This is a genomic window from Mesorhizobium sp. M0195 (assembly GCF_040322115.1).
Taxonomy (GTDB): Bacteria; Pseudomonadota; Alphaproteobacteria; order Rhizobiales; family Rhizobiaceae; genus Mesorhizobium.
This window is the reverse complement of record NZ_JAMYSV010000001.1, coordinates 47,172-64,767: the sequence shown is the minus strand read 5'-3', so window position 1 is coordinate 64,767 and position 17,596 is coordinate 47,172. Positions and strand designations below refer to the sequence as shown.

The 17,596-nt window shown below is 63.2% G+C and carries 15 protein-coding genes; 6 read left to right on the top strand and 9 right to left on the bottom strand.

Annotated elements, in window-relative coordinates:
• Nucleotides 1-64 precede the first annotated feature (64 nt).
• The 5 genes from NKJ12_RS00285 to puuE all read right to left on the bottom strand — a co-directional run bounded on the left by NKJ12_RS00285 (nucleotide 65) and on the right by puuE (nucleotide 5,571).
• Nucleotides 65-2,047, bottom strand: coding sequence for a CocE/NonD family hydrolase (locus NKJ12_RS00285; protein ID WP_352700914.1), 1,983 nt, complete (start codon nucleotides 2,045-2,047; stop codon nucleotides 65-67).
• Nucleotides 2,048-2,132: 85 nt separating this feature from the next.
• On the bottom strand, nucleotides 2,133-2,726 hold the full coding sequence (locus tag NKJ12_RS00280) for a nucleoside deaminase (protein WP_352700913.1): 594 nt from the start codon (nucleotides 2,724-2,726) through the stop codon (nucleotides 2,133-2,135).
• Nucleotides 2,726-3,229 carry an ureidoglycolate lyase gene (locus NKJ12_RS00275; protein ID WP_352700912.1) on the bottom strand — a complete coding sequence of 168 codons (504 nt, stop codon included), beginning with the start codon at nucleotides 3,227-3,229 and terminating at the stop codon, nucleotides 2,726-2,728. Before NKJ12_RS00275 ends, NKJ12_RS00280 begins: the two co-directional genes overlap by 1 nt.
• A complete protein-coding gene (locus tag NKJ12_RS00270) occupies nucleotides 3,226-4,074 on the bottom strand; it encodes a bifunctional allantoicase/(S)-ureidoglycine aminohydrolase (protein WP_502896203.1) in 849 nt (282 codons plus the stop codon). The genes NKJ12_RS00275 and NKJ12_RS00270 overlap by 4 nt, the downstream gene beginning before the upstream one ends.
• A 63-nt stretch (nucleotides 4,075-4,137) precedes the next feature.
• Nucleotides 4,138-5,571 (bottom strand): allantoinase PuuE, encoded by a 1,434-nt coding sequence (gene puuE, locus NKJ12_RS00265; protein WP_352700911.1) that lies wholly within the window; start codon nucleotides 5,569-5,571, stop codon nucleotides 4,138-4,140.
• Nucleotides 5,572-5,744: 173 nt separating this feature from the next.
• Between puuE and uraH the strand changes: the two genes are divergently transcribed.
• The 4 genes from uraH (at nucleotide 5,745) to xdhC (ending at nucleotide 10,997) form a co-directional block, all read left to right on the top strand.
• Nucleotides 5,745-6,119 (top strand): hydroxyisourate hydrolase, encoded by a 375-nt coding sequence (uraH, locus tag NKJ12_RS00260; protein ID WP_352505907.1) that lies wholly within the window; start codon nucleotides 5,745-5,747, stop codon nucleotides 6,117-6,119.
• Between the two features lies 1 nt (nucleotide 6,120).
• Nucleotides 6,121-7,602: a xanthine dehydrogenase small subunit gene (gene xdhA, locus NKJ12_RS00255; protein ID WP_352700910.1), complete on the top strand. Its 1,482-nt coding sequence runs from the start codon at nucleotides 6,121-6,123 to the stop codon at nucleotides 7,600-7,602.
• On the top strand, nucleotides 7,602-9,953 hold the full coding sequence (gene xdhB, locus NKJ12_RS00250; protein ID WP_352701395.1) for a xanthine dehydrogenase molybdopterin binding subunit: 2,352 nt from the start codon (nucleotides 7,602-7,604) through the stop codon (nucleotides 9,951-9,953). Before xdhA ends, xdhB begins: the two co-directional genes overlap by 1 nt.
• A 63-nt stretch (nucleotides 9,954-10,016) precedes the next feature.
• Nucleotides 10,017-10,997 carry a xanthine dehydrogenase accessory protein XdhC gene (gene xdhC, locus NKJ12_RS00245; protein ID WP_352701394.1) on the top strand — a complete coding sequence of 327 codons (981 nt, stop codon included), beginning with the start codon at nucleotides 10,017-10,019 and terminating at the stop codon, nucleotides 10,995-10,997.
• Nucleotides 10,998-11,005: 8 nt separating this feature from the next.
• On the opposite strand, the gene dps is transcribed toward xdhC, so the two are convergent.
• From dps to NKJ12_RS00225, 4 genes are all read right to left on the bottom strand, one after another.
• Nucleotides 11,006-11,494, bottom strand: coding sequence for a DNA starvation/stationary phase protection protein Dps (dps, locus tag NKJ12_RS00240; protein ID WP_023676226.1), 489 nt, complete (start codon nucleotides 11,492-11,494; stop codon nucleotides 11,006-11,008).
• Nucleotides 11,495-11,641: 147 nt separating this feature from the next.
• Nucleotides 11,642-12,895 carry an LLM class flavin-dependent oxidoreductase gene (locus NKJ12_RS00235; RefSeq protein ID WP_352700909.1) on the bottom strand — a complete coding sequence of 418 codons (1,254 nt, stop codon included), beginning with the start codon at nucleotides 12,893-12,895 and terminating at the stop codon, nucleotides 11,642-11,644.
• On the bottom strand, nucleotides 12,892-13,905 hold the full coding sequence (locus NKJ12_RS00230; RefSeq protein WP_352700908.1) for an LLM class flavin-dependent oxidoreductase: 1,014 nt from the start codon (nucleotides 13,903-13,905) through the stop codon (nucleotides 12,892-12,894). The genes NKJ12_RS00235 and NKJ12_RS00230 overlap by 4 nt, the downstream gene beginning before the upstream one ends.
• A 75-nt stretch (nucleotides 13,906-13,980) precedes the next feature.
• Complete coding sequence (locus NKJ12_RS00225; protein ID WP_254816018.1) at nucleotides 13,981-14,901, bottom strand: LysR family transcriptional regulator; 921 nt, start codon at nucleotides 14,899-14,901, stop codon at nucleotides 13,981-13,983.
• Between the two features lie 139 nt (nucleotides 14,902-15,040).
• Between NKJ12_RS00225 and NKJ12_RS00220 the strand changes: the two genes are divergently transcribed.
• Nucleotides 15,041-16,258, top strand: a complete 1,218-nt coding sequence (locus tag NKJ12_RS00220) for a urate hydroxylase PuuD (RefSeq protein WP_352700907.1) — start codon at nucleotides 15,041-15,043, stop codon at nucleotides 16,256-16,258.
• 1 nt (nucleotide 16,259) lies between these two features.
• Nucleotides 16,260-17,573: a guanine deaminase gene (gene guaD / locus NKJ12_RS00215; protein WP_352700906.1), complete on the top strand. Its 1,314-nt coding sequence runs from the start codon at nucleotides 16,260-16,262 to the stop codon at nucleotides 17,571-17,573.
• The last annotated feature ends 23 nt before the right edge of the window (nucleotides 17,574-17,596 follow it).

Genomic DNA, 17,596 nt, shown 5'->3' with positions numbered 1-17,596 from the left:
AGACCGAATGCGACATGCCGTGGCGTAAATCGTGCGTCGCAATTGGACCAATCGCTATAAGCGCTCAAAGCAGTACGCGCGGGATTTTCTCCTTGAAGTTGCGCTCGAAGACCAGTTTCTCGCCTTCATAGGCTTCAATTCTGGCGCTAACCATGAAGCTTTGCGCGTCGGAGCGCATTTCGGCGAACGTTTCGGTGCGCACCGACCATTCATTTCGCGACAGCGTCTGGGTCCAATGCGTCTTGCCCGACGCTGACAACGGATTGTCGGGATGGATCGCCCATGTCTCTCTGGCGATGCTCCCGTGGGCGAGGCCATGCTCCAGGTCGCGCACTTCGCCGAAATCGTCGACGATGAAAAGCGTGATCAGTCCGGTCTTTTCGTCGCTATCGACATGACGTTCGGAATTGGCGGGCCGAAGTGTCTCTGTTGCCCAGGGCGTCGCGCCTTCGGAGGCGGGGAAGGTGACCTCATCGCCTGTCGCCGGCGGGCGCAGCGGCAGCATCAATGTCGCGGCCGACAATTCCAGCCGGACCGGCTCCGGCGACGGCCAGATCATCGGCCAATAGCTGTTGGAGATGGCAACGCGCAAGCGGTGGCCGGCCGGCGCGCGATAGGCGCATTGGTCGAGCACCACCCGGGCGCTGACGGTTTCGCCGGGCACCAGCGCTTCGGGAAATTCGTGCGAGTTGCGATGCGTCAGGTTAAGCACGCCGTACGAGATCAGCTCCGACGCTCCGTCCGGGTGGACGTCGCACAGCCGAACCGCGATGTTCGCCTGGCGCCGATCCGCCGAGACTCTGACCAAAACTTCGGGAGCACCGACGATGTCGATCGCTTCGGTCAGCACCGGCTGGTCGAAACACACCGACAGCGCGTCGTCGGGGCGCTGGTCACCCGGCAGTTCCGGGCCGAAGGTGAAGGGGAAATATTCGCCACCGGCGAGGCCGCAGCTTTGCGGCGAAGCGACGATAGCGTGGTTGCCTTCAGCGATAAGCTCAACCTCTTGCGTCCGGATGTTGGGTGACGGCCATTCCGATTCAGCGACCCAGCGGCCGGGTCGCTCCGGATGCCAGCGCGCCGGGCGCACGCTGTCCATGACATAGGCGCGGTAGGCGGGGTCGGCCTCGACGCCGGTGTCGCTGTCCTTCAGCCAGCGGTCCCACCAGCGCAAGGCCTCCTGCAGGAAGCCGATGCGCGGTTCGGGCGCGGCGTAATGCGGGTATTTGTGGATCCACGGGCCGACGATCCCCTTGACCGGCGCCTCGATATTGGCGGCGAGATGGGAAATCGTATTGCGATAGCCGTCATGCCAGCCGCCGATCGACAGCACCGCGGCATGGATGGCGGAATAGTCCTCGCAGATCGAGCCGCGCTTCCAATAGGCATCGCGATATTGGTGCGTCAGCCACAGCGGTGCCAGAAAGGGCTGGTTCTCCAGCCTGGTCAGCCACAGGTCGCGCCATCTGTTGTCGCCGGCCAGCAACGGATCCGGCGGCCTTGACGAATAGGACAGCATGGTCGAGGCCCAGCCGAAATTCTCGATCAGCAGGCAGCCGCCCTTGTAGTGGATGTCGTCGGCATAGCGGTCGACCGTCGAACAGAGACTGATGACCGCCTTCAGCGCCGGCGGCTGCTTAGACGCTACCTGCAGGCAGTTGAAGCCGCCCCACGAAATGCCCATCATGCCGACATTGCCGTTGCACCAGGGCTGGTCCGCCGCCCAGGCGATGACGTCGCAAGCGTCCTGCAACTCCTGCTCGGAATATTCGTCGTCCATCAGCCCTTCGGAATCGCCATTGCCGCGCATGTCGACGCGGATCGAGGCGTAGCCGTGGCCGGCAAAATAGGGATGCGTCAGCTGATCACGATAGATCGTGCCGTCGCGCTTGCGATAGGGCAGGTGTTCGAGGATTGCCGGCACCGGATCGTCGGCAGCATCGGCCGGCATCCACACCCGCGCCGACAGCCGGCAGCCGTCCGGCATGATGATCCCCATATCCGGAAATTCGACGATCTTTCGTGGGAATTTAGTGACGATTTTCATGCGGGCGAACTCCAGGAGCGCCAGATGATGGAGTCCGTGAGAGCGCGTCGTGGGCCAGTCAACGAATTCGGCTGGTCAATCCGCGTCAATTCAGCGGAATGTCGTTTTCGTCCTTGCCGGCCTGATAGGCGGCGGACAATTCGTCATAGCGCGCTGATATTGTGCCGATCCGCGCTTCCAGCCGCTTGCGTTCGGTCTCAGACAGCGATCGCACCAATTTGCGGATCGAAAAGCTCCTCCAGTAGGCATTCTCGGCATTGTAGCCGCCGGGATCGAGGGTGAAGACCTCCTTCAGGATCTTCAGATCGTGCGGGATGTCGAAGCTGTCGCGAGAATCCTCATGGCTGAAAAGATAGTAGAAATTGTCGAAGCCGGTCCAGGTGATCGCCGACAGGCAGAGCGAGCAGGGTTCGTGCGTGGCAAGAAAGATCGCGTCCTTGGTATCGACGCGTTCGGCCTTCGGCATTTCGTAGAAGCGCTTCAGGCAGTGCATCTCGCCGTGCCAGAGCGGATTTTCGATCTCGTTGTTGGTTTCGGCAAGCACCAGCGAACGGTCGTCCTTGCGCAGGATCGCCGCGCCGAACAGTTTGTTTCCGTGCGCGACGCCTTCGACGGTCTTCGGCACGATGTCGTGCTCGATGACATCGAGCAGGCGATCGATCAGCGAACTGTCGGTCATCACCGGCTCCCGTCGGGAAGATGGATTTCGTAAGGATGCGAGAAATGACACTCTTCGAGATTGGAGCCGTCGCCGCCGCGGTCGACGACCACAAAATCCTGGACGTCGCCGATCGGCGTCAGCACGCCGTGCCACAGATTGCGCGGGTAGTTGACGCCTTGCCCGGGCGCGGTGATGAAGGCGTGCGGCTCGCCAGGTCCTTCCTCGCCATCATGGCAGACGACGACCAGGAACGGCCGTGGTGACAGCGGGATGAAGGCCTGGCTGCCGAACGGATGGCGCTCCACCATTGTCAGCTTCAACGGCAGTTCATAGGGCGTGCCATGCACCATGGAGATCAGCACGCGCGCATTCGGCCCTCGTGCCTCCGCGGTGGCGAGGTCGTGGTAGCGCTCGGCCTTGCCGCCATTGATCGGATAATGGTTGTCGCTGCCCATATCGATGACGTCGCCGAATTCGGCGAAGGTCTCGCGGGTCAGCGGCCGGGCGACGATTCGGGTCATGGCGCGCGCCTCGCGACGCCGGCGCCGCCAAGCTTGGCATGCCGGTTGACGTCCTTGTAAAGCAGGTAGCGGAATTTTCCGGGGCCGCCGGCATAGCAGGCCTGCGGGCAGAAGGCGCGCAGCCACATATAGTCGCCGGCCTCGACCTCGACCCAGTCCTGGTTGAGGCGGTAGACCGCCTTGCCTTCCAGCACGTAGAGCCCGTGCTCCATCACATGAGTCTCGGCGAAGGGAATGACCGCACCAGGCTCGAGCGTGACGATGGTGACATGCATGTCGTGGCGCATGTCGGCCGGATCGACGAAGCGCGTCGTCGCCCATCGGCCTTCGGTACCCGGCATCGGCGTCGGCGCGATGTCCTGTTCGTTGGCGAAGAACGCTTGCGGCTGGTCGATGCCGTCGACTGCGTCATAAGTCTTGCGGATCCAGTGGAAGCGGACGGCGGCACCGCTTTCATTGCGCACCGTCCATCCGCTCGCCGGCGGCAGGAAGGCAAAGCCGCCCGGCCTTAAGCTATGTTTCTTGCCGGCAAGCGAAACGCATAGCTCGCCTTCGACCACGAACAGCGCACCTTCGGCGGCGGCGTCAAGCTCAGGGCGGTCGCTGCCGCCGCCGGGCGCGAGCTCGACGATGTATTGCGAAAACGTCTCGGCAAAACCCGACAGCGGCCGAGACAGCACCCAGATCCGTGTCCCATCCCAGAACGGCAAAGCGCTGGTGACGATGTCCTGCATCACGCCTTTGGGGATCACGGCATAGGCCTGTGTGAACACAGCGCGGCCGGTCAGCAATTCACTCTGGCCGGGATGTCCGCCTTGCGGCGCATAATAGGTTCGCTCGGCCATTTTCATCATATCCATAAATTCAAGCCTGTTGCGGAAGCCAGGGCCTATCGCGGCAGCCAAGGCCTATTGCGGAAGCATGTCCTTGAGACGAAGCAGCGCGATGCGCTCGACCTGTCTGCAGGCGGTTTCGAATTCGACGTCGTGGCTGTTGCCGATACGCGCTTCGAACTCGGCCAGGATCTCCGCCTTGGTCCTGCCTTTCACCGCGATGATGAAGGGGAAACCGAAACTGGTGACGTAGGCGGCATTGAGTTTTGCGAACAGCTCGCGCTCCTTCTCGGTCAGCGCGTCGAGCCCTGCCGAAGCTTGCTCCTTGGCCGATTCGTCCGTCAACCTTCTGGCCTGCGCCAGTTTTCCGGCAAGATCGGGGTGGGCATTGAGCACGGAAAGCCGCTCGGCCTCGCTTGCTGCGCGAAACACGCGGCAGAGCGCATTGTGCAGGCCGCCGGCACTGTCATGGGCCGGGCCGAGCTCCAGCCCATAAGCGCGCTCGGCAACCCACGGCGAATGCTCGAACACGCCGCCGAATGTGTGGACGAAGGCCTCGAATTCCATTTTCGACGGGCGCAGCGCCGGCAACCGGAACGGATGCGTCTCCTGCCAATGTTTTGCAATGTCGATGCGCCGTGCCAGCCAGACCTTGTCGTGCGATTTGACGTAGTCGATGAAGCGCTTCAGTGCCGCGACCCGGCCCGGCCGCCCAACCAGACGGCAATGCAGGCCGATATTCATCATGCGCGGCCGCCCTGCCTTGCCCTCGGCATAGAGCGTATCGAAACTATCCCTGAGATAGGCAAAGAACTGGTCGCCCGAATTGAAGCCCTGCGGCGTGGCAAAGCGCATGTCGTTGGCGTCGAGCGTGTAGGGGATGACCAACTGCGGCTTCGCCGACCCGTCCGGTGTCACATGCTCGAGCCAGTAGGGCAGTTCGTCGTCATATGTGTCCGACACATAGTCGAAGCCGCCCTCTTCCGCCGCCAGCCGCACCGTGTTGATCGAGGTGCGGCCGGTGTACCAGCCGGTCGGCCGCGCCCCTGTGACCTCATAATGCAGCCGGATCGCCGCCTCCATGTCGCGGCGCTCGTCTTCCGGGGTATGGTCGCGGTAGTCGATCCATTTCAGCCCGTGCGAAGCGATCTCCCAGCCGGCCTCCTGCATCGCCGCAACCTGGTCGGGCGAACGCGCCAGGGCCGTGGCAACGCCATAGCAGGTGATCGGCACCTGTGCCTCGCTGAACAGGCGCAGCAATCGCCAGAAGCCGGCTCGGGCACCGTATTCGTAGATCGATTCCATGTTCCAGTGGCGCTGGCCGGGCCAGGGCGCGGCGCCGACGATCTCCGACAGGAAAGCCTCCGAAGCCTTGTCGCCGTGCAGGACGCAATTCTCGCCGCCCTCTTCGTAATTGACGACGAACTGCACCGCGACATGCGCCCCGCCGGGCCATTTCGGATCCGGCGGATTGGCTCCGTAGCCGCGCATGTCTCGTTCGTAACGCATTCTCGCTCCTGCCGGAAATTGTGATCAGGATAGTCTAAAGGAGTGCCTGCGCATTCCCCCGAAATTTTTGAAAGTGTTTTTGTCGCGCTCCGCTCGACCGGGACTTATGCATCGCCTTTAATTGGCGCACAATTCATGAATAGTGTTCGACCGTTCAGGGAATGGAGCAGCCAGTGGCGGAAACGTCGAAAGCCGAAGGCGGGCGCTTGACGACCCATGTCCTCGACACAGCGGCCGGCAAACCGGCGGCCGGTCTGTCGATCGAGCTCTATCATCTTGACGGGCAGGCCCGGACGCATCTGAAAACGGTTGTCACCAATGATGACGGCCGCTGCGATGCTCCACTGCTTGCCGGCGCGGAATTCCGCACCGGCCAATACGAGCTGGTCTTTGCGGCCGGCGATTATCTGCGCGGGCAAGGGACAAAACTGGCGGAACCGGCCTTCCTCGACCATGTGCCGATCCGCTTCGGTATGGCCGAGCCGATGCACTATCATGTGCCGCTGCTTCTGTCGCCGTACGGCTATTCGACCTACCGGGGAAGCTGAGATGGCCGGGATCAAGACACGCAACGAAATCCGCTTCATCCTCAATGGCGAGGACGTCGCGCTCGGCACGGTTGCACCCGACCAGACCCTGCTCGACTGGCTGCGGCTCGACCGCTCGCTGCGCGGCACCAAGGAAGGCTGCGCCGAGGGCGACTGCGGCGCCTGCACGGTGCTGGTCGGCAGGCTCTCGGCCGGCAGACTGGTCTATGAAAGCGTCAATGCCTGCATCCGCTTCCTTGGCTCGCTGGACGGCACGCATGTCGTGACCGTCGAGCATCTGCGCGGCGGCGCAGGAAAGCTGCACCCCGTGCAGCAGGCGATGGTCGATTTTCACGGCTCGCAATGCGGCTTCTGCACGCCGGGTTTCATCATGTCGCTTTATGCGCTGTGGATGCGGTCGCCGGAGCCGTCGGACGCGGCAATAGAAAAGGCGCTGCAAGGCAATCTCTGCCGCTGCACCGGCTACGAGGCGATCATGCGCGCCGCACGTGCCATCTCCAGCTACGGCACGGCGGCAAAGGATCCGTTGGCGGTGGAGCGCAAGGCAGTCACGGCCAAGCTCGAAGCGATGAAGGACGGTTCGCGCATCGAGATCGGCTCCGGCAACAAGCGGCTGATCGTGCCGGCCAATGCCGACGATCTGGCCAGCGTGCTGATCAAGGAGCCGGGCGCCACCATCGTCGCGGGTTCGACCGATGTCGGCCTTTGGGTGACCAAGCACATGCGCGATATTGCGCCGGCGATTTTCATCGGCAATCTCGATGGTCTGTGCGGGATTTCCGAGGACAAGGGCGTCATCTCGATCGGCGCCGGTGTCACCTATAGCGAGGCCTTCTCGACGCTGGCGAAACGCATCCCGGCGCTGGGCCCGCTGTTCGATCGCATCGGCGGCGATCAGGTGCGCAACATGGGCACCATCGGCGGCAATATCGCCAACGGTTCGCCGATCGGCGACACGCCGCCGCCGCTGATCGCACTCGGTGCCCGCCTGACGCTGCGCCGCGGCGACAAGCGGCGGACGATCCCGCTGGAGGATTTCTTCATCGCTTATGGCCGACAGGACCGGCAGCCCGGCGAATTCGTCGAGGCCGTGCATGTCCCGGTGCCGGCCGGCGAGACGAAATTTGCAGTCTACAAGATCACCAAGCGCCGCGACGAAGACATCACAGCAGCGCTGGGCGCGTTTTTCCTGAAGCTCGCCGAGGATGGCACGGTGGCGGATGTGCGCATCGCCTATGGCGGCATGGCGGCAACGCCGAAGCGCGCCTTTGGCGTCGAAAAGGCATTGCTGGGCAGGCCCTGGACGGAAGCGACGGTCGAGGCGGCGATGGCCGCGTACGCCGGCGATTTCACCCCGCTGACCGACATGCGGGCAAGCGCCGAATACCGGGCGCTGGCGGCACGCAACCTGCTGCTGCGCTTCTTTGCCGAAACCACCGGCACCCGGGCGCCGATCCAGGTATCACGGCACGAGGCGGCATGATGAACAAGCACGCCACGCCAAACCTGAAGGCGCAAAAAATCGCCGGCGGCGTCGCCACTGACCAGCGCCATGATTCCGCGCACAAGCATGTCAGTGGCACGGCCGTTTACATCGACGACATGCCGGAACCGGCCGGCACGCTGCACGGCTGCCTTGGGCTTTCGACGGCGACGCATGCCACCATCACCAGCATGGATCTTTCGGCGGTACGCGCCGCACCCGGCGTCGTCGATGTGCTGACCGCGAGCGACGTGCCAGGCGAGAACGACATTTCGCCGACCGGCCGTCACGATGAGCCGGTGCTGGCCGACGGCAAGGTGCAATTTTTCGGTCAGCCGATCTTCTGTGTCATCGCTGAAACCCGCGAGCAGGCGCGCCGCGCGACAAGGCTGGCCAAGGTCGAATACGAGGAATTGCCGTTCGTCGCCGATATCGGCGAGCTCAATCCCGGGAAAGACAAGCTGGTCACGCCGCCGCTGACGCTGAAGCGCGGTGACGCAGCGGCTGCGATCAATGCGGCGCCGCGCCGGCTGAAGGGAAAAATGCGCATTGGCGGCCAGGAGCATTTCTATCTCGAAGGCCATATCGCCTTGGCCATCCCTGGCGAGGACCACGACGTCACCATCTATTCCTCGACCCAGCACCCGAGCGAAATCCAGCACATGGTCAGCCATGCGCTCGGTGTTCCGAGCCACGCGGTGACGGTGGAAATCCGCCGGATGGGCGGCGCTTTCGGCGGTAAGGAAACGCAAGGCAATCAGTTTGCGGCATTGGCCGCTATCGCCGCGAAGAAACATCATCGGGCCGTAAAAATCCGGCCCGACCGCGACGACGACATGATCGCCACCGGCAAACGCCACGATTTCCTCGTCGACTACGAGGTCGGCTTCGACGATGAGGGCAATATTCTGGGCGTAGATTTCGTGTTCGCGGCGCGCTGCGGCTTCTCGGCAGACCTCTCCGGCCCGGTCACCGACCGCGCGCTGTTCCATTGCGACAACACCTATTTCTGGCCGGCGGTGCACGCGCAGTCGGCGCCGCTCTACACCAATACGGTATCGAACACCGCCTTTCGCGGCTTCGGCGGCCCGCAAGGCATGGTCGGCGCCGAGCGCGTCATCGACGAAGTCGCGTTTGCCGTCGGCAAGGACCCGCTCGAAATCCGCAAGAAGAATTTCTACGGCACCTCAGACCGCAACATCACGCCCTACCACCAGACGGTCGAGGACAACATCATCCACCGCATAGTCGCCGAGCTGGAGGCGAGTTCCAACTATGCGAGGCGCCGCCGCACCATCGATGCTTTCAATGCCAACAGCCGCTTCATCAAGCGCGGACTGGCGCTGACGCCGGTCAAGTTCGGCATCTCGTTCACCGCCACCCATTATAACCAGGCCGGCGCGCTGGTGCATGTCTATACCGACGGTTCGGTGCATCTGAACCACGGCGGCACCGAGATGGGGCAGGGCCTCTATGTCAAGGTGGCGCAGGTTGTGGCGGAAGAGTTCCAGATCGACCTCGATCAGGTCAAGATCACCGCGACGACGACCGGCAAGGTGCCGAATACCTCGGCCACCGCCGCGTCTTCCGGCTCCGATCTCAACGGCATGGCGGCGCAGAATGCCGCCCGCCAGATCAAGGACCGGTTGACCAATTTTGCCGTCGAGAGATACCAGGTGCCGCGCGACCAGGTGCTGTTCCTGCCCAACCGCGTGCGCATCGGCAACCAGGAGATCGCCTTCGCCGATCTCGTCAGGCAGGCCTATATGGCGCGCATCCAGCTTTCGGCGGCGGGTTTCTACAAGACGCCGAAAATCCATTGGGACCGCGACAAGGGCGAGGGCCGTCCCTTCTACTATTTCGCCTATGGCGCCGCGTGCTCGGAAGTCTCTGTCGACACGCTGACCGGCGAATATATCGTCGAGCGCACCGACATTCTGCACGAAACCGGCCGCTCGCTGAACCGCGCCATCGACTTCGGCCAGATCGAGGGCGGCTTCATCCAGGGCATGGGCTGGCTGACAACGGAGGAACTATGGTGGGACGACAAGGGGCGGCTGCGCACCCATGCGCCATCGACCTACAAGATCCCGCTCGCGTCGGACCGGCCGAAGATCTTTAATGTGACTTTGGCCGACTGGGCGCAAGCAGGCGAGCCGACGGTGTACCGCTCCAAGGCGGTCGGCGAGCCGCCCTTTCCGCTCGCAATGTCGGTGCTGCATGCGCTGTCGGACGCAGTGGCGAGCGTTGCCGGCCACAAGATCTGCCCACGCCTCGACCCGCCGGCCACGCCGGAGCGTGTGCTGATGGCGATCGAACGGCTGAAGCGGGAAGCCAAGACCGGCGCTTGAATCCCTGGGAACGTGCAATTCTGGCCGAAAAACTCTATATTTCCCGATAGGAAACACGGAATGATGAGCGCGAAAGTGCAGGGCCTGAAAGCCTTTCTTGCCGGCGCCGGCCGGGTCGCCTTAGTTGAGGTGGCCGGGACAAAAGGTTCGACGCCGCGCGAGACAGGTGCCTTCATGCTCGTCTCAGGATCGGCCACTTTCGGCACGATCGGCGGCGGCCAGCTCGAATACATGGCGATCGACAAAGCGCGGCAGATGCTTTTCTCCCCCGTTGAAGGGGAGATGGCCGCGGAGCGGCCAGAGGGGGTCGTCTCAGAAGGCACCGCCGGCGCGTCGAGCACTGCCGCAGCGACCCCACCCGGCGGCTTCGCCGCCACCCTCCCCTCAAGGGGGAGGGATACCCTCGACATCGCGCTTGGCCCGGAGATCGGGCAGTGCTGCGGCGGCTGGGTCGAGCTGCTGATCCAGCTGGTCGACCCCGCGCTTGAAGCCAAGCTGGTTGCGGCGGCGGAAGCCGAGGAAGCGCAGCTACCGCATGTCTACATCCTCGGCGGCGGCCATGTCGGCCAAGCGCTGGCCTCGGCGATGGCCTTGCTGCCGGTGCATATCGTCGTTGTCGAGACGCGAGCCGAGGCGCTCAAAGGCATGCCGGAAGCAGTCGAAACCAAGCTGACGCCGATGCCTGAGGCGATGGTGCGCGAAGCCCCGGCTGGATCGGCCTTCGTCGTTCTCACCCATGACCATGCGCTGGACTTCCTGATCGTTGCCGAGGCTCTGAAACGCCGGGATGCCGCCTATGTCGGCATGATCGGCTCCAGAACTAAGAAGGCGACGTTCCGGAACTGGTTCCTGAAATCGGCGGACGGAAGCGAGGCGGAATTTGCCCGCCTCGTCTCGCCGATCGGCGGCGATGCCGTTAAGGACAAGCGCCCGCAGGTGATCGCCGCACTCGCCGTAGCCGAGATTGTGACTGCGTTGGCCGGCCATGCGGCGGCACCGTCCGCTCAATCCAAAGCCCCTCACCGCAAGGCGATGGCCGGCTGACGTTTTGGCTATTCCTTCTCCTGCGTGTGCGCCTCAAGGAACCACAGCAATTTGTCGAGCGAGCGTGAATAGGCGGTGAAAATGTCGGCGGTGTCGGCATCGCCCGCGCCAGCCGCCTCGTCGATCGCCGCGCGTGCCCGCTTGGCGGTTGCGGCATAGCGGTCGATCAGCGCCGCCAGATGATCCCGGGTCTTGTGGATGTCGGTCGGATAGGCCTCGAGCATAGTCGCCTTCGACACCTCTTGCGATGTGCCGAGCGCCGTCCCGCCGAGTTGTACGGCGCGCTCGGCAATGGTGTCGACATGGCCGTCGATCTCCTCGCGGAACGTGTCGAGCATCTCGTGGATGGCGATGAATTGCGGTCCCTTGACGTTCCAGTGCGCCTGCTTGGTGATCAAGGCCAGATCGATGGCGTCGGCGAGGCGGGCATTGAGAAGATCGATACACTCTTTCTTGGCATTGGATTGCAGGTCGTTGCGGGTGGCGATGGCATCCATGATCGGCTCCTGTGGCGGTTGCGTCCGCTTGGTTTAAAAAAGGGCGAAGTTTGTGGAAGGTCAATCGAACATGCGCGCAGACACCCTCATCGCCGCGCGGCACAGCATCCCAAAACGGCGATCTCCGACTTTCGTTCCGCTCGTCGTTTACGCCGGCCTTTTCAAGCCCAGATGGTCGCGCAGCGTGCTGCCTTCATAATCCGTACGGAACAGCCCGCGCCGCTGCAGCTCCGGCACGACTAGTGTGGCAAAGGCATCGAGTTGGCCGGGAAAATAAGATGGCATGACGTTGAAACCGTCTGCCGCGCCGCCCTCGAAGCGTGCCTCGAACTCGTCGGCGATCTGGGCGGGCGTTCCGACGACGCGCCAATGGCCGCGCGCGCCGGCGAAATGACGGGCAAGCTGGCGAATGGACAGCTTGTCGCGGCGTGATTGCTCGATGACGAGCGCCTGCCGGCTCTGCATGCCTTCGCTGGCCGGCAGCTCGGGCAGCGGTCCGTCGATGGGATAGCGCGCGAGATCGGATATGCTGAGATAGCTGGAAAGCAGCGCGACACCGACATCGTCCGGTATCAGCTCCTGCAGTTCATCATGTTTTGCCCGGGCTTCCGCTTCGCTTGCCGCGACGACCGGCGCGACGCCGGGCATGATCTTGACGTCCTCCGGCTCGCGCCCATGGGCCGCCAGCCGTCCCTTGAGGTCGTCGTAGAAGGCCTTTGCCTCCTCGAATGTTTGCGCCGCAGTGAACACCACATCGGCGGTCCGGGCGGCGAGATCGCGGCCCTCATCCGACGCTCCCGCCTGGACCATAACCGGTGCACCTTGTGGCGAGCGCGGCAGATCGAGCGGGTCACGCACCGAAAAACTTCTGCCTTCGTGTCCATCCTGGCCTTGCCAAAGGCCAGCAACCACGGCAGCGAATTCGCGCGCGCGTTCGTACCGGTCCGCATGTGGGCGCAGTCCGGTCGAGCCGAAATTGGCGGCCTCGATCTGGCTGGCCGAAGTGACAAGGTTCCAGCCGGCTCGGCCGCCGCTCAGATGGTCGAGCGACAGGAAGGTTCGCGCCAGCCCGTAAGGCTCGTTATAGCTCGTCGACGCCGTTGAGACGAGGCCGATGCGCTCCGTCTGCACCGCGAGCGCCGCAAGCAGGCTGATCGGCTCGAAGCCGATCGAGCGCGACGTTTGGCTGGCGATGTTGACATTGGCCTCGCGCACGCCGGCTGCGTCCTCGCAGAAGATCATGTCGAACTTTGCCGCTTCCGCCGTCCGCGCCAGCTGGATGTAATGATCGATGTCGATGCCGGCCGTGACATGCGCCTGCGGATGGCGCCAGGCGGCGATGTGGTGGCCTGTCGCCCACAGGAAGGCGCCGAGCTTCATCTGGCCTCGACCGGCGCTCATTGCCGATCCTCCCCTGCAAGCCCGAGATGGGCGCGCAGTTTCGCGGCGCTGTAGCCGGACCGGACAAGGCCGCGGCGGCGAAGCTCCGGCAGCACGAGACCGACGAAATCGTCGAGTGCCGATGTGAACGGCATGGCGATGTTGAAACCGTCGCAGGCTTTCGAGCGAAAGCACTCTTCGAGCCTGTCCGCAAACAGGTCCGGCGCGGCGGTGATTTCGGCGCTGCCGGTAACGTTCATCAGCACTTTCAGCGCCTCCGGCCTGCGCCCCAAAGTAAGCGCACGGCGCTTCAGATCGCCCGACTTGGCCGGCTCGATCGATGGCTCATCCAGCAGGACGACATCGGCGGTGCGGGCGGCAATATCCATGGCGGGCTCGGACAGGCCGGACATGACCAGCACCGGCGTGTCCTGCGGCGACCGCGCCACGTTGAGCGGCCCGCGCACGGAAAAATATTCGCCCTTGTGGTCGAGAAGGTGCATCTTCTCGGGATCGAAGAAGCGGCCGCCAGCTTTGTCGAACAGCAGCGCGTCTGCGTCCCAGCCTTTCCACAAACCTTGCACGATGCCGATGAATTCCTCTGCGCGCAGGCGGAAATCGTCGCCGGAAAACCCCTCCGGCCGGCTGAAATTAGCCGCCTCGCGCGGTTCGGGCCTCATGCTCGCGTTCCAGCCGGCGCGACCAGGGCTGATAATATCGAGCGAGGCGAAACGACGCGCGAGATTGTAGGGCTGGTGGGCGACCGTCGACGCTGCCGCGACGAGGCCGATCCTGCTTGTCACCGTAGCCAGCGCTGCCAGCAAGGTCGTCGCTTCGAAGCGCATTTGCCGGTTCGGCCCACCTGCAACCGGCGCGGAATCGCCGAGCAACACCATGTCCAGGCCGGCCGCTTCGGCTTCTTGCACGAACCGCGCCAGCAGACTGAAGTCCGGGCCGGCGCCGGGCGGATGGGAAGGGGCGGCTTCCGGAGACAGTGAAACGGCCAGACACATTGTGGCGCCGTCGGCCATCGCTTTTCCCTGTTGAGCGAGATTCCTTGGGAATTATCTCGTCGGCTGGACGGAAAGCAACCGGCCAGCCGGCGATCATTTGCCGGCCAGAATATCCCGGATCAGCCGCTGGCAGCGCTCGGCCATGAAATCGAGCAGCAGCCGCACCTTCGGATCCTGCAGCTTTTTGTGTGGGTAGACGGCGGCAAACTGCACCGGCGTCGGCGGCGTGTTGCTCAGGATCACCTTCAGCCGCTGGTCGCGGATAAACGGCTCGACCTCGAAGCGCGGTTTGTTGATGATGCCGCGGCCGGACAGCGCCCAGCCGGTCAGCACGTCGCCATCATCGGTATCGTAAGGGCCGTGCACCTCGAACTTTTGCGGGCCGTTCGGCGTCTGCAGCGTCCAGACATATTCACGCGCGCCGGAATAGCGCAGCATCAGGCAATCGTGCTTCTTGCCGATCAGTTCCTGCGGCTCTCTTGGTTCGCCGCGCGCCTCCAGATATTGTGGGGCCGCCACCAGCACACGCTCGCATTCCATAATGCCGCGCATCCTCAGGCTGGAATCCTCGATGATGCCCAGCCGGAACGCAACGTCGATGCCTTCCTTCATGATATCGACATTGTGATCGGAAAGCCGGAGTCGTACCTCGATATCGGGATACCTGTCGTGGAAATCCGGGATGCCGGATGCTACCAGCCGCCGCCCGAGGCCGAGCGGCGCTGTCACCTTTATGGTGCCGCGCGGCTGGCCGGATAACGCGCTGACTGCCGCTTCCGCCTCGGTGACCGCATCCAGTACCTGCTTGGCGCCGGAGTAGAACACCGTGCCGTGCTCGGTCGGCATCAACTGCCGCGTCGTACGGTTGAACAGCCTGACGCCCAGGTGCTTCTCGAGCTCCTTGATCCGGTTGGAAGCGACCGCCGGCGAAATGCGCATGTCGCGCCCAGCCGCCGACAAATTGCCGAGCTCGACGACACGGACGAAAACGGCGATGTTATCGAGATAGGCCATGCGGCTTTCGTGGCTCTCATGTGGCTGCGTATGATCAGCCTAGTATTTTCCAATTTTTTTTGAAAGTCATCGCGCGTCTCGGCCCTTTTCGTTTGCGCTCCAACCCGTAAAGTCAGCCGATCGGCAGGGACGATTTTTCATGATGGATTTCGCGATATTCTGGGATTGGCTGAGTTTCGCCGTGCGCTGGCTGCACGTCGTCACCGGCATCGCCTGGATTGGATCGTCCTTTTATTTCGTCGCGCTCGACCTCGGGCTGCGCCAGCGTCCGGGCATGCCTGCCGGAGCCTTCGGCGAGGAATGGCAGGTGCATGGCGGCGGCTTCTACCACGTGCAGAAATATCTGGTGGCGCCGGCCGAAATGCCCGAGCACCTGACCTGGTTCAAATGGGAATCCTACGCCACCTGGCTGTCGGGCTTCGCCATGCTGTGCATCGTCTATTATGCCGGGGCGGACCTGTTCCTGATCGATCCGAATGTGCTTGCCATGTCGGTGCCTGCAGGCATCTTGCTGTCGCTGGCGACGATCGGCGTTGGCTGGGTGGCTTACGATCTCTTATGCCGTTCGCCGCTCGGCAACAGCGACACCGGACTGATGCTGGTGCTGTATGGGGTGCTGGTGTTCATCGCCTGGGGGCTGACCCACCTGTTCACCGGCCGCGCCGCTTTCCTGCATCTCGGCGCCATCACCGCGACGATCATGTCGGCCAACGTTTTCATGGTCATCATCCCCAACCAGAAGATCGTCGTCGCCGACCTGATCGCCGGCCGTAAGCCCGATCCGAAATACGGCAAGATCGCCAAACAGCGCTCGCTGCACAACAACTACCTGACGCTGCCGGTTTTGTTCCTGATGCTGTCGAACCATTATCCGCTGGCGTTCGGCACAGAGTTCAACTGGGTCATTGCCTCGCTGGTGTTCATCATCGGCGTGCTGATCCGGCACTATTTCAACACCAGACATGCGCGCAAAGGCAATCCGACCTGGACCTGGCTGGCCGCCGCCGTCCTGTTCGTCGTCATCATCTGGCTGTCGACGGCACCGAAGCTGCTGACCGGCGAGGTCAAAACGTCCTCGGCGGCACAGGTCTACGTCGCCTCGGCGCATTTTCCCGCCGTGCGTGACACGGTGCTTGGCCGCTGTTCGATGTGCCATGCGGCGGAGCCGTCCTATGAGGGCATTTACCACGCGCCCAAGGGCGTGATGCTCGATACCGATGCCGGCATCGCCGAGCACGCCGGCGAGATCTACCTGCAGGCCGGACGCAGCCACGCCATGCCGCCCGCCAACGTCACCCAGATCACCGAGAAGGAACGGGCACTGCTGGTAGCCTGGTTCGAAGGCGCGGGGAAATAGCATGACCAGCACGCTCCTGCGCGGCCGCACGCTGTCGTTTTTGCGCTGGCCAGAAACTATCGACGATCATTCCGCCTGGCGCTACGAGCAAGATGGCGGCCTGCTGATGCGCGACGGAAGGATCGTTGCCGCTGGCGCCTATGCCGAAGTCGAGAAAAAGGCGGGCGAGGGAACAAAAAAGATCGATCATAGGCCACATCTGCTGTTGCCCGGGTTCATCGATGCACACGCGCATTTTCCGCAGATGCAGGTCATCGCTTCCTTCGGCGCCGAGCTGCTCGACTGGCTGAACACCTACACCTTTCCGGAAGAGACCAAATTCCAGAACGCCCAGCATGGCCGCCGTATCGCCAGGCTGTTTCTGGATGAAGTGTTGCGCCACGGCACGACGACCGTCGCAGCCTATTGCTCGGTGCATAAGGAATCTGCCGAAGCGTTCTTTGCCGAGTCGCATGACCGCAACATGCTCAATATCGCTGGCAAGGTGATGATGGACCGCAACGCGCCGGAAGGCGTGCTCGACACGCCGCAATCGGGTTATGACGACAGCAAGGCGTTGATCGAGGAGTGGCACGGCAAGGGGCGCCAGCACTATGCCATCACCCCGCGCTTCGCCATCACCTCGTCGCCCGAGCAATTGGAGATGGCGGGCGCGCTCTGCCGCGAATATCCTGATCTGCACATGCAGACGCATTTGTCGGAAAACCATGCCGAGATCGCCTTCACGCAGCAGCTTCATCCGCAGGCGCGCGACTATACCGATGTCTATGAGCATTACGGGCTGCTCCGCCGAAGAAGCCTGTTCGGCCATTGCATCCATCTCTCGGAACGCGAGGCGGACGCACTTTCCGATAGCGGCTCGGTGGCGGTGTTCTGCCCGACCTCCAACCTGTTTCTCGGCTCCGGCCTTTTCGATTATCAGCGCTATCGCCGCCGCGGGAAGCCGCTTCGCATCGCCGCCGCCACCGATGTCGGCGGTGGCACCAACTATTCGATGCTGCGCACCATGGACGAGGGCTACAAGGTGATCGCGCTGAACGGCGAGAAGCTCAATCCGCTCCAGTCGTTCTGGCAATTGACCCGCGGCAATGCCGAGGCGCTGTCGCTTGCGGAAAAGATCGGCACCCTAGAGGAAGGCAGCGACGCAGATATCGTCGTGCTCGACGCCCGCGCCACGCCGGCGATGCGGCTGCGGGTCGAGACGGCGGACACGCTCGCCGAGGAATTGTTTCTGCTGCAGACGCTCGGCGACGACCGCGCCGTGCGCGAGGTCTATGTCGCCGGCCGCGCGGCCAAGACGGACATGGCGGTTTAGCTATCGCATGCGACCGGCTTGAC

Coding starts and splice junctions, on each gene's coding strand:
- guaD (WP_352700906.1), top strand. CDS start 16,260: ATGACCAGCACGCTCCTGCGCGGCCGCACGCTGTCGTTTTTGCGCTGG.
- NKJ12_RS00285 (WP_352700914.1), bottom strand. CDS start 2,047: ATGAAAATCGTCACTAAATTCCCACGAAAGATCGTCGAATTTCCGGAT.
- NKJ12_RS00270 (WP_502896203.1), bottom strand. CDS start 4,074: ATGGCCGAGCGAACCTATTATGCGCCGCAAGGCGGACATCCCGGCCAG.
- xdhC (WP_352701394.1), top strand. CDS start 10,017: ATGAGCGCGAAAGTGCAGGGCCTGAAAGCCTTTCTTGCCGGCGCCGGC.
- NKJ12_RS00220 (WP_352700907.1), top strand. CDS start 15,041: ATGATGGATTTCGCGATATTCTGGGATTGGCTGAGTTTCGCCGTGCGC.
- NKJ12_RS00280 (WP_352700913.1), bottom strand. CDS start 2,726: ATGACCGACAGTTCGCTGATCGATCGCCTGCTCGATGTCATCGAGCAC.
- xdhB (WP_352701395.1), top strand. CDS start 7,602: ATGAACAAGCACGCCACGCCAAACCTGAAGGCGCAAAAAATCGCCGGC.
- NKJ12_RS00235 (WP_352700909.1), bottom strand. CDS start 12,895: ATGAGCGCCGGTCGAGGCCAGATGAAGCTCGGCGCCTTCCTGTGGGCG.
- NKJ12_RS00225 (WP_254816018.1), bottom strand. CDS start 14,901: ATGGCCTATCTCGATAACATCGCCGTTTTCGTCCGTGTCGTCGAGCTC.
- NKJ12_RS00230 (WP_352700908.1), bottom strand. CDS start 13,905: ATGGCCGACGGCGCCACAATGTGTCTGGCCGTTTCACTGTCTCCGGAA.
- puuE (WP_352700911.1), bottom strand. CDS start 5,571: ATGCGTTACGAACGAGACATGCGCGGCTACGGAGCCAATCCGCCGGAT.
- NKJ12_RS00275 (WP_352700912.1), bottom strand. CDS start 3,229: ATGACCCGAATCGTCGCCCGGCCGCTGACCCGCGAGACCTTCGCCGAA.
- dps (WP_023676226.1), bottom strand. CDS start 11,494: ATGGATGCCATCGCCACCCGCAACGACCTGCAATCCAATGCCAAGAAA.
- xdhA (WP_352700910.1), top strand. CDS start 6,121: ATGGCCGGGATCAAGACACGCAACGAAATCCGCTTCATCCTCAATGGC.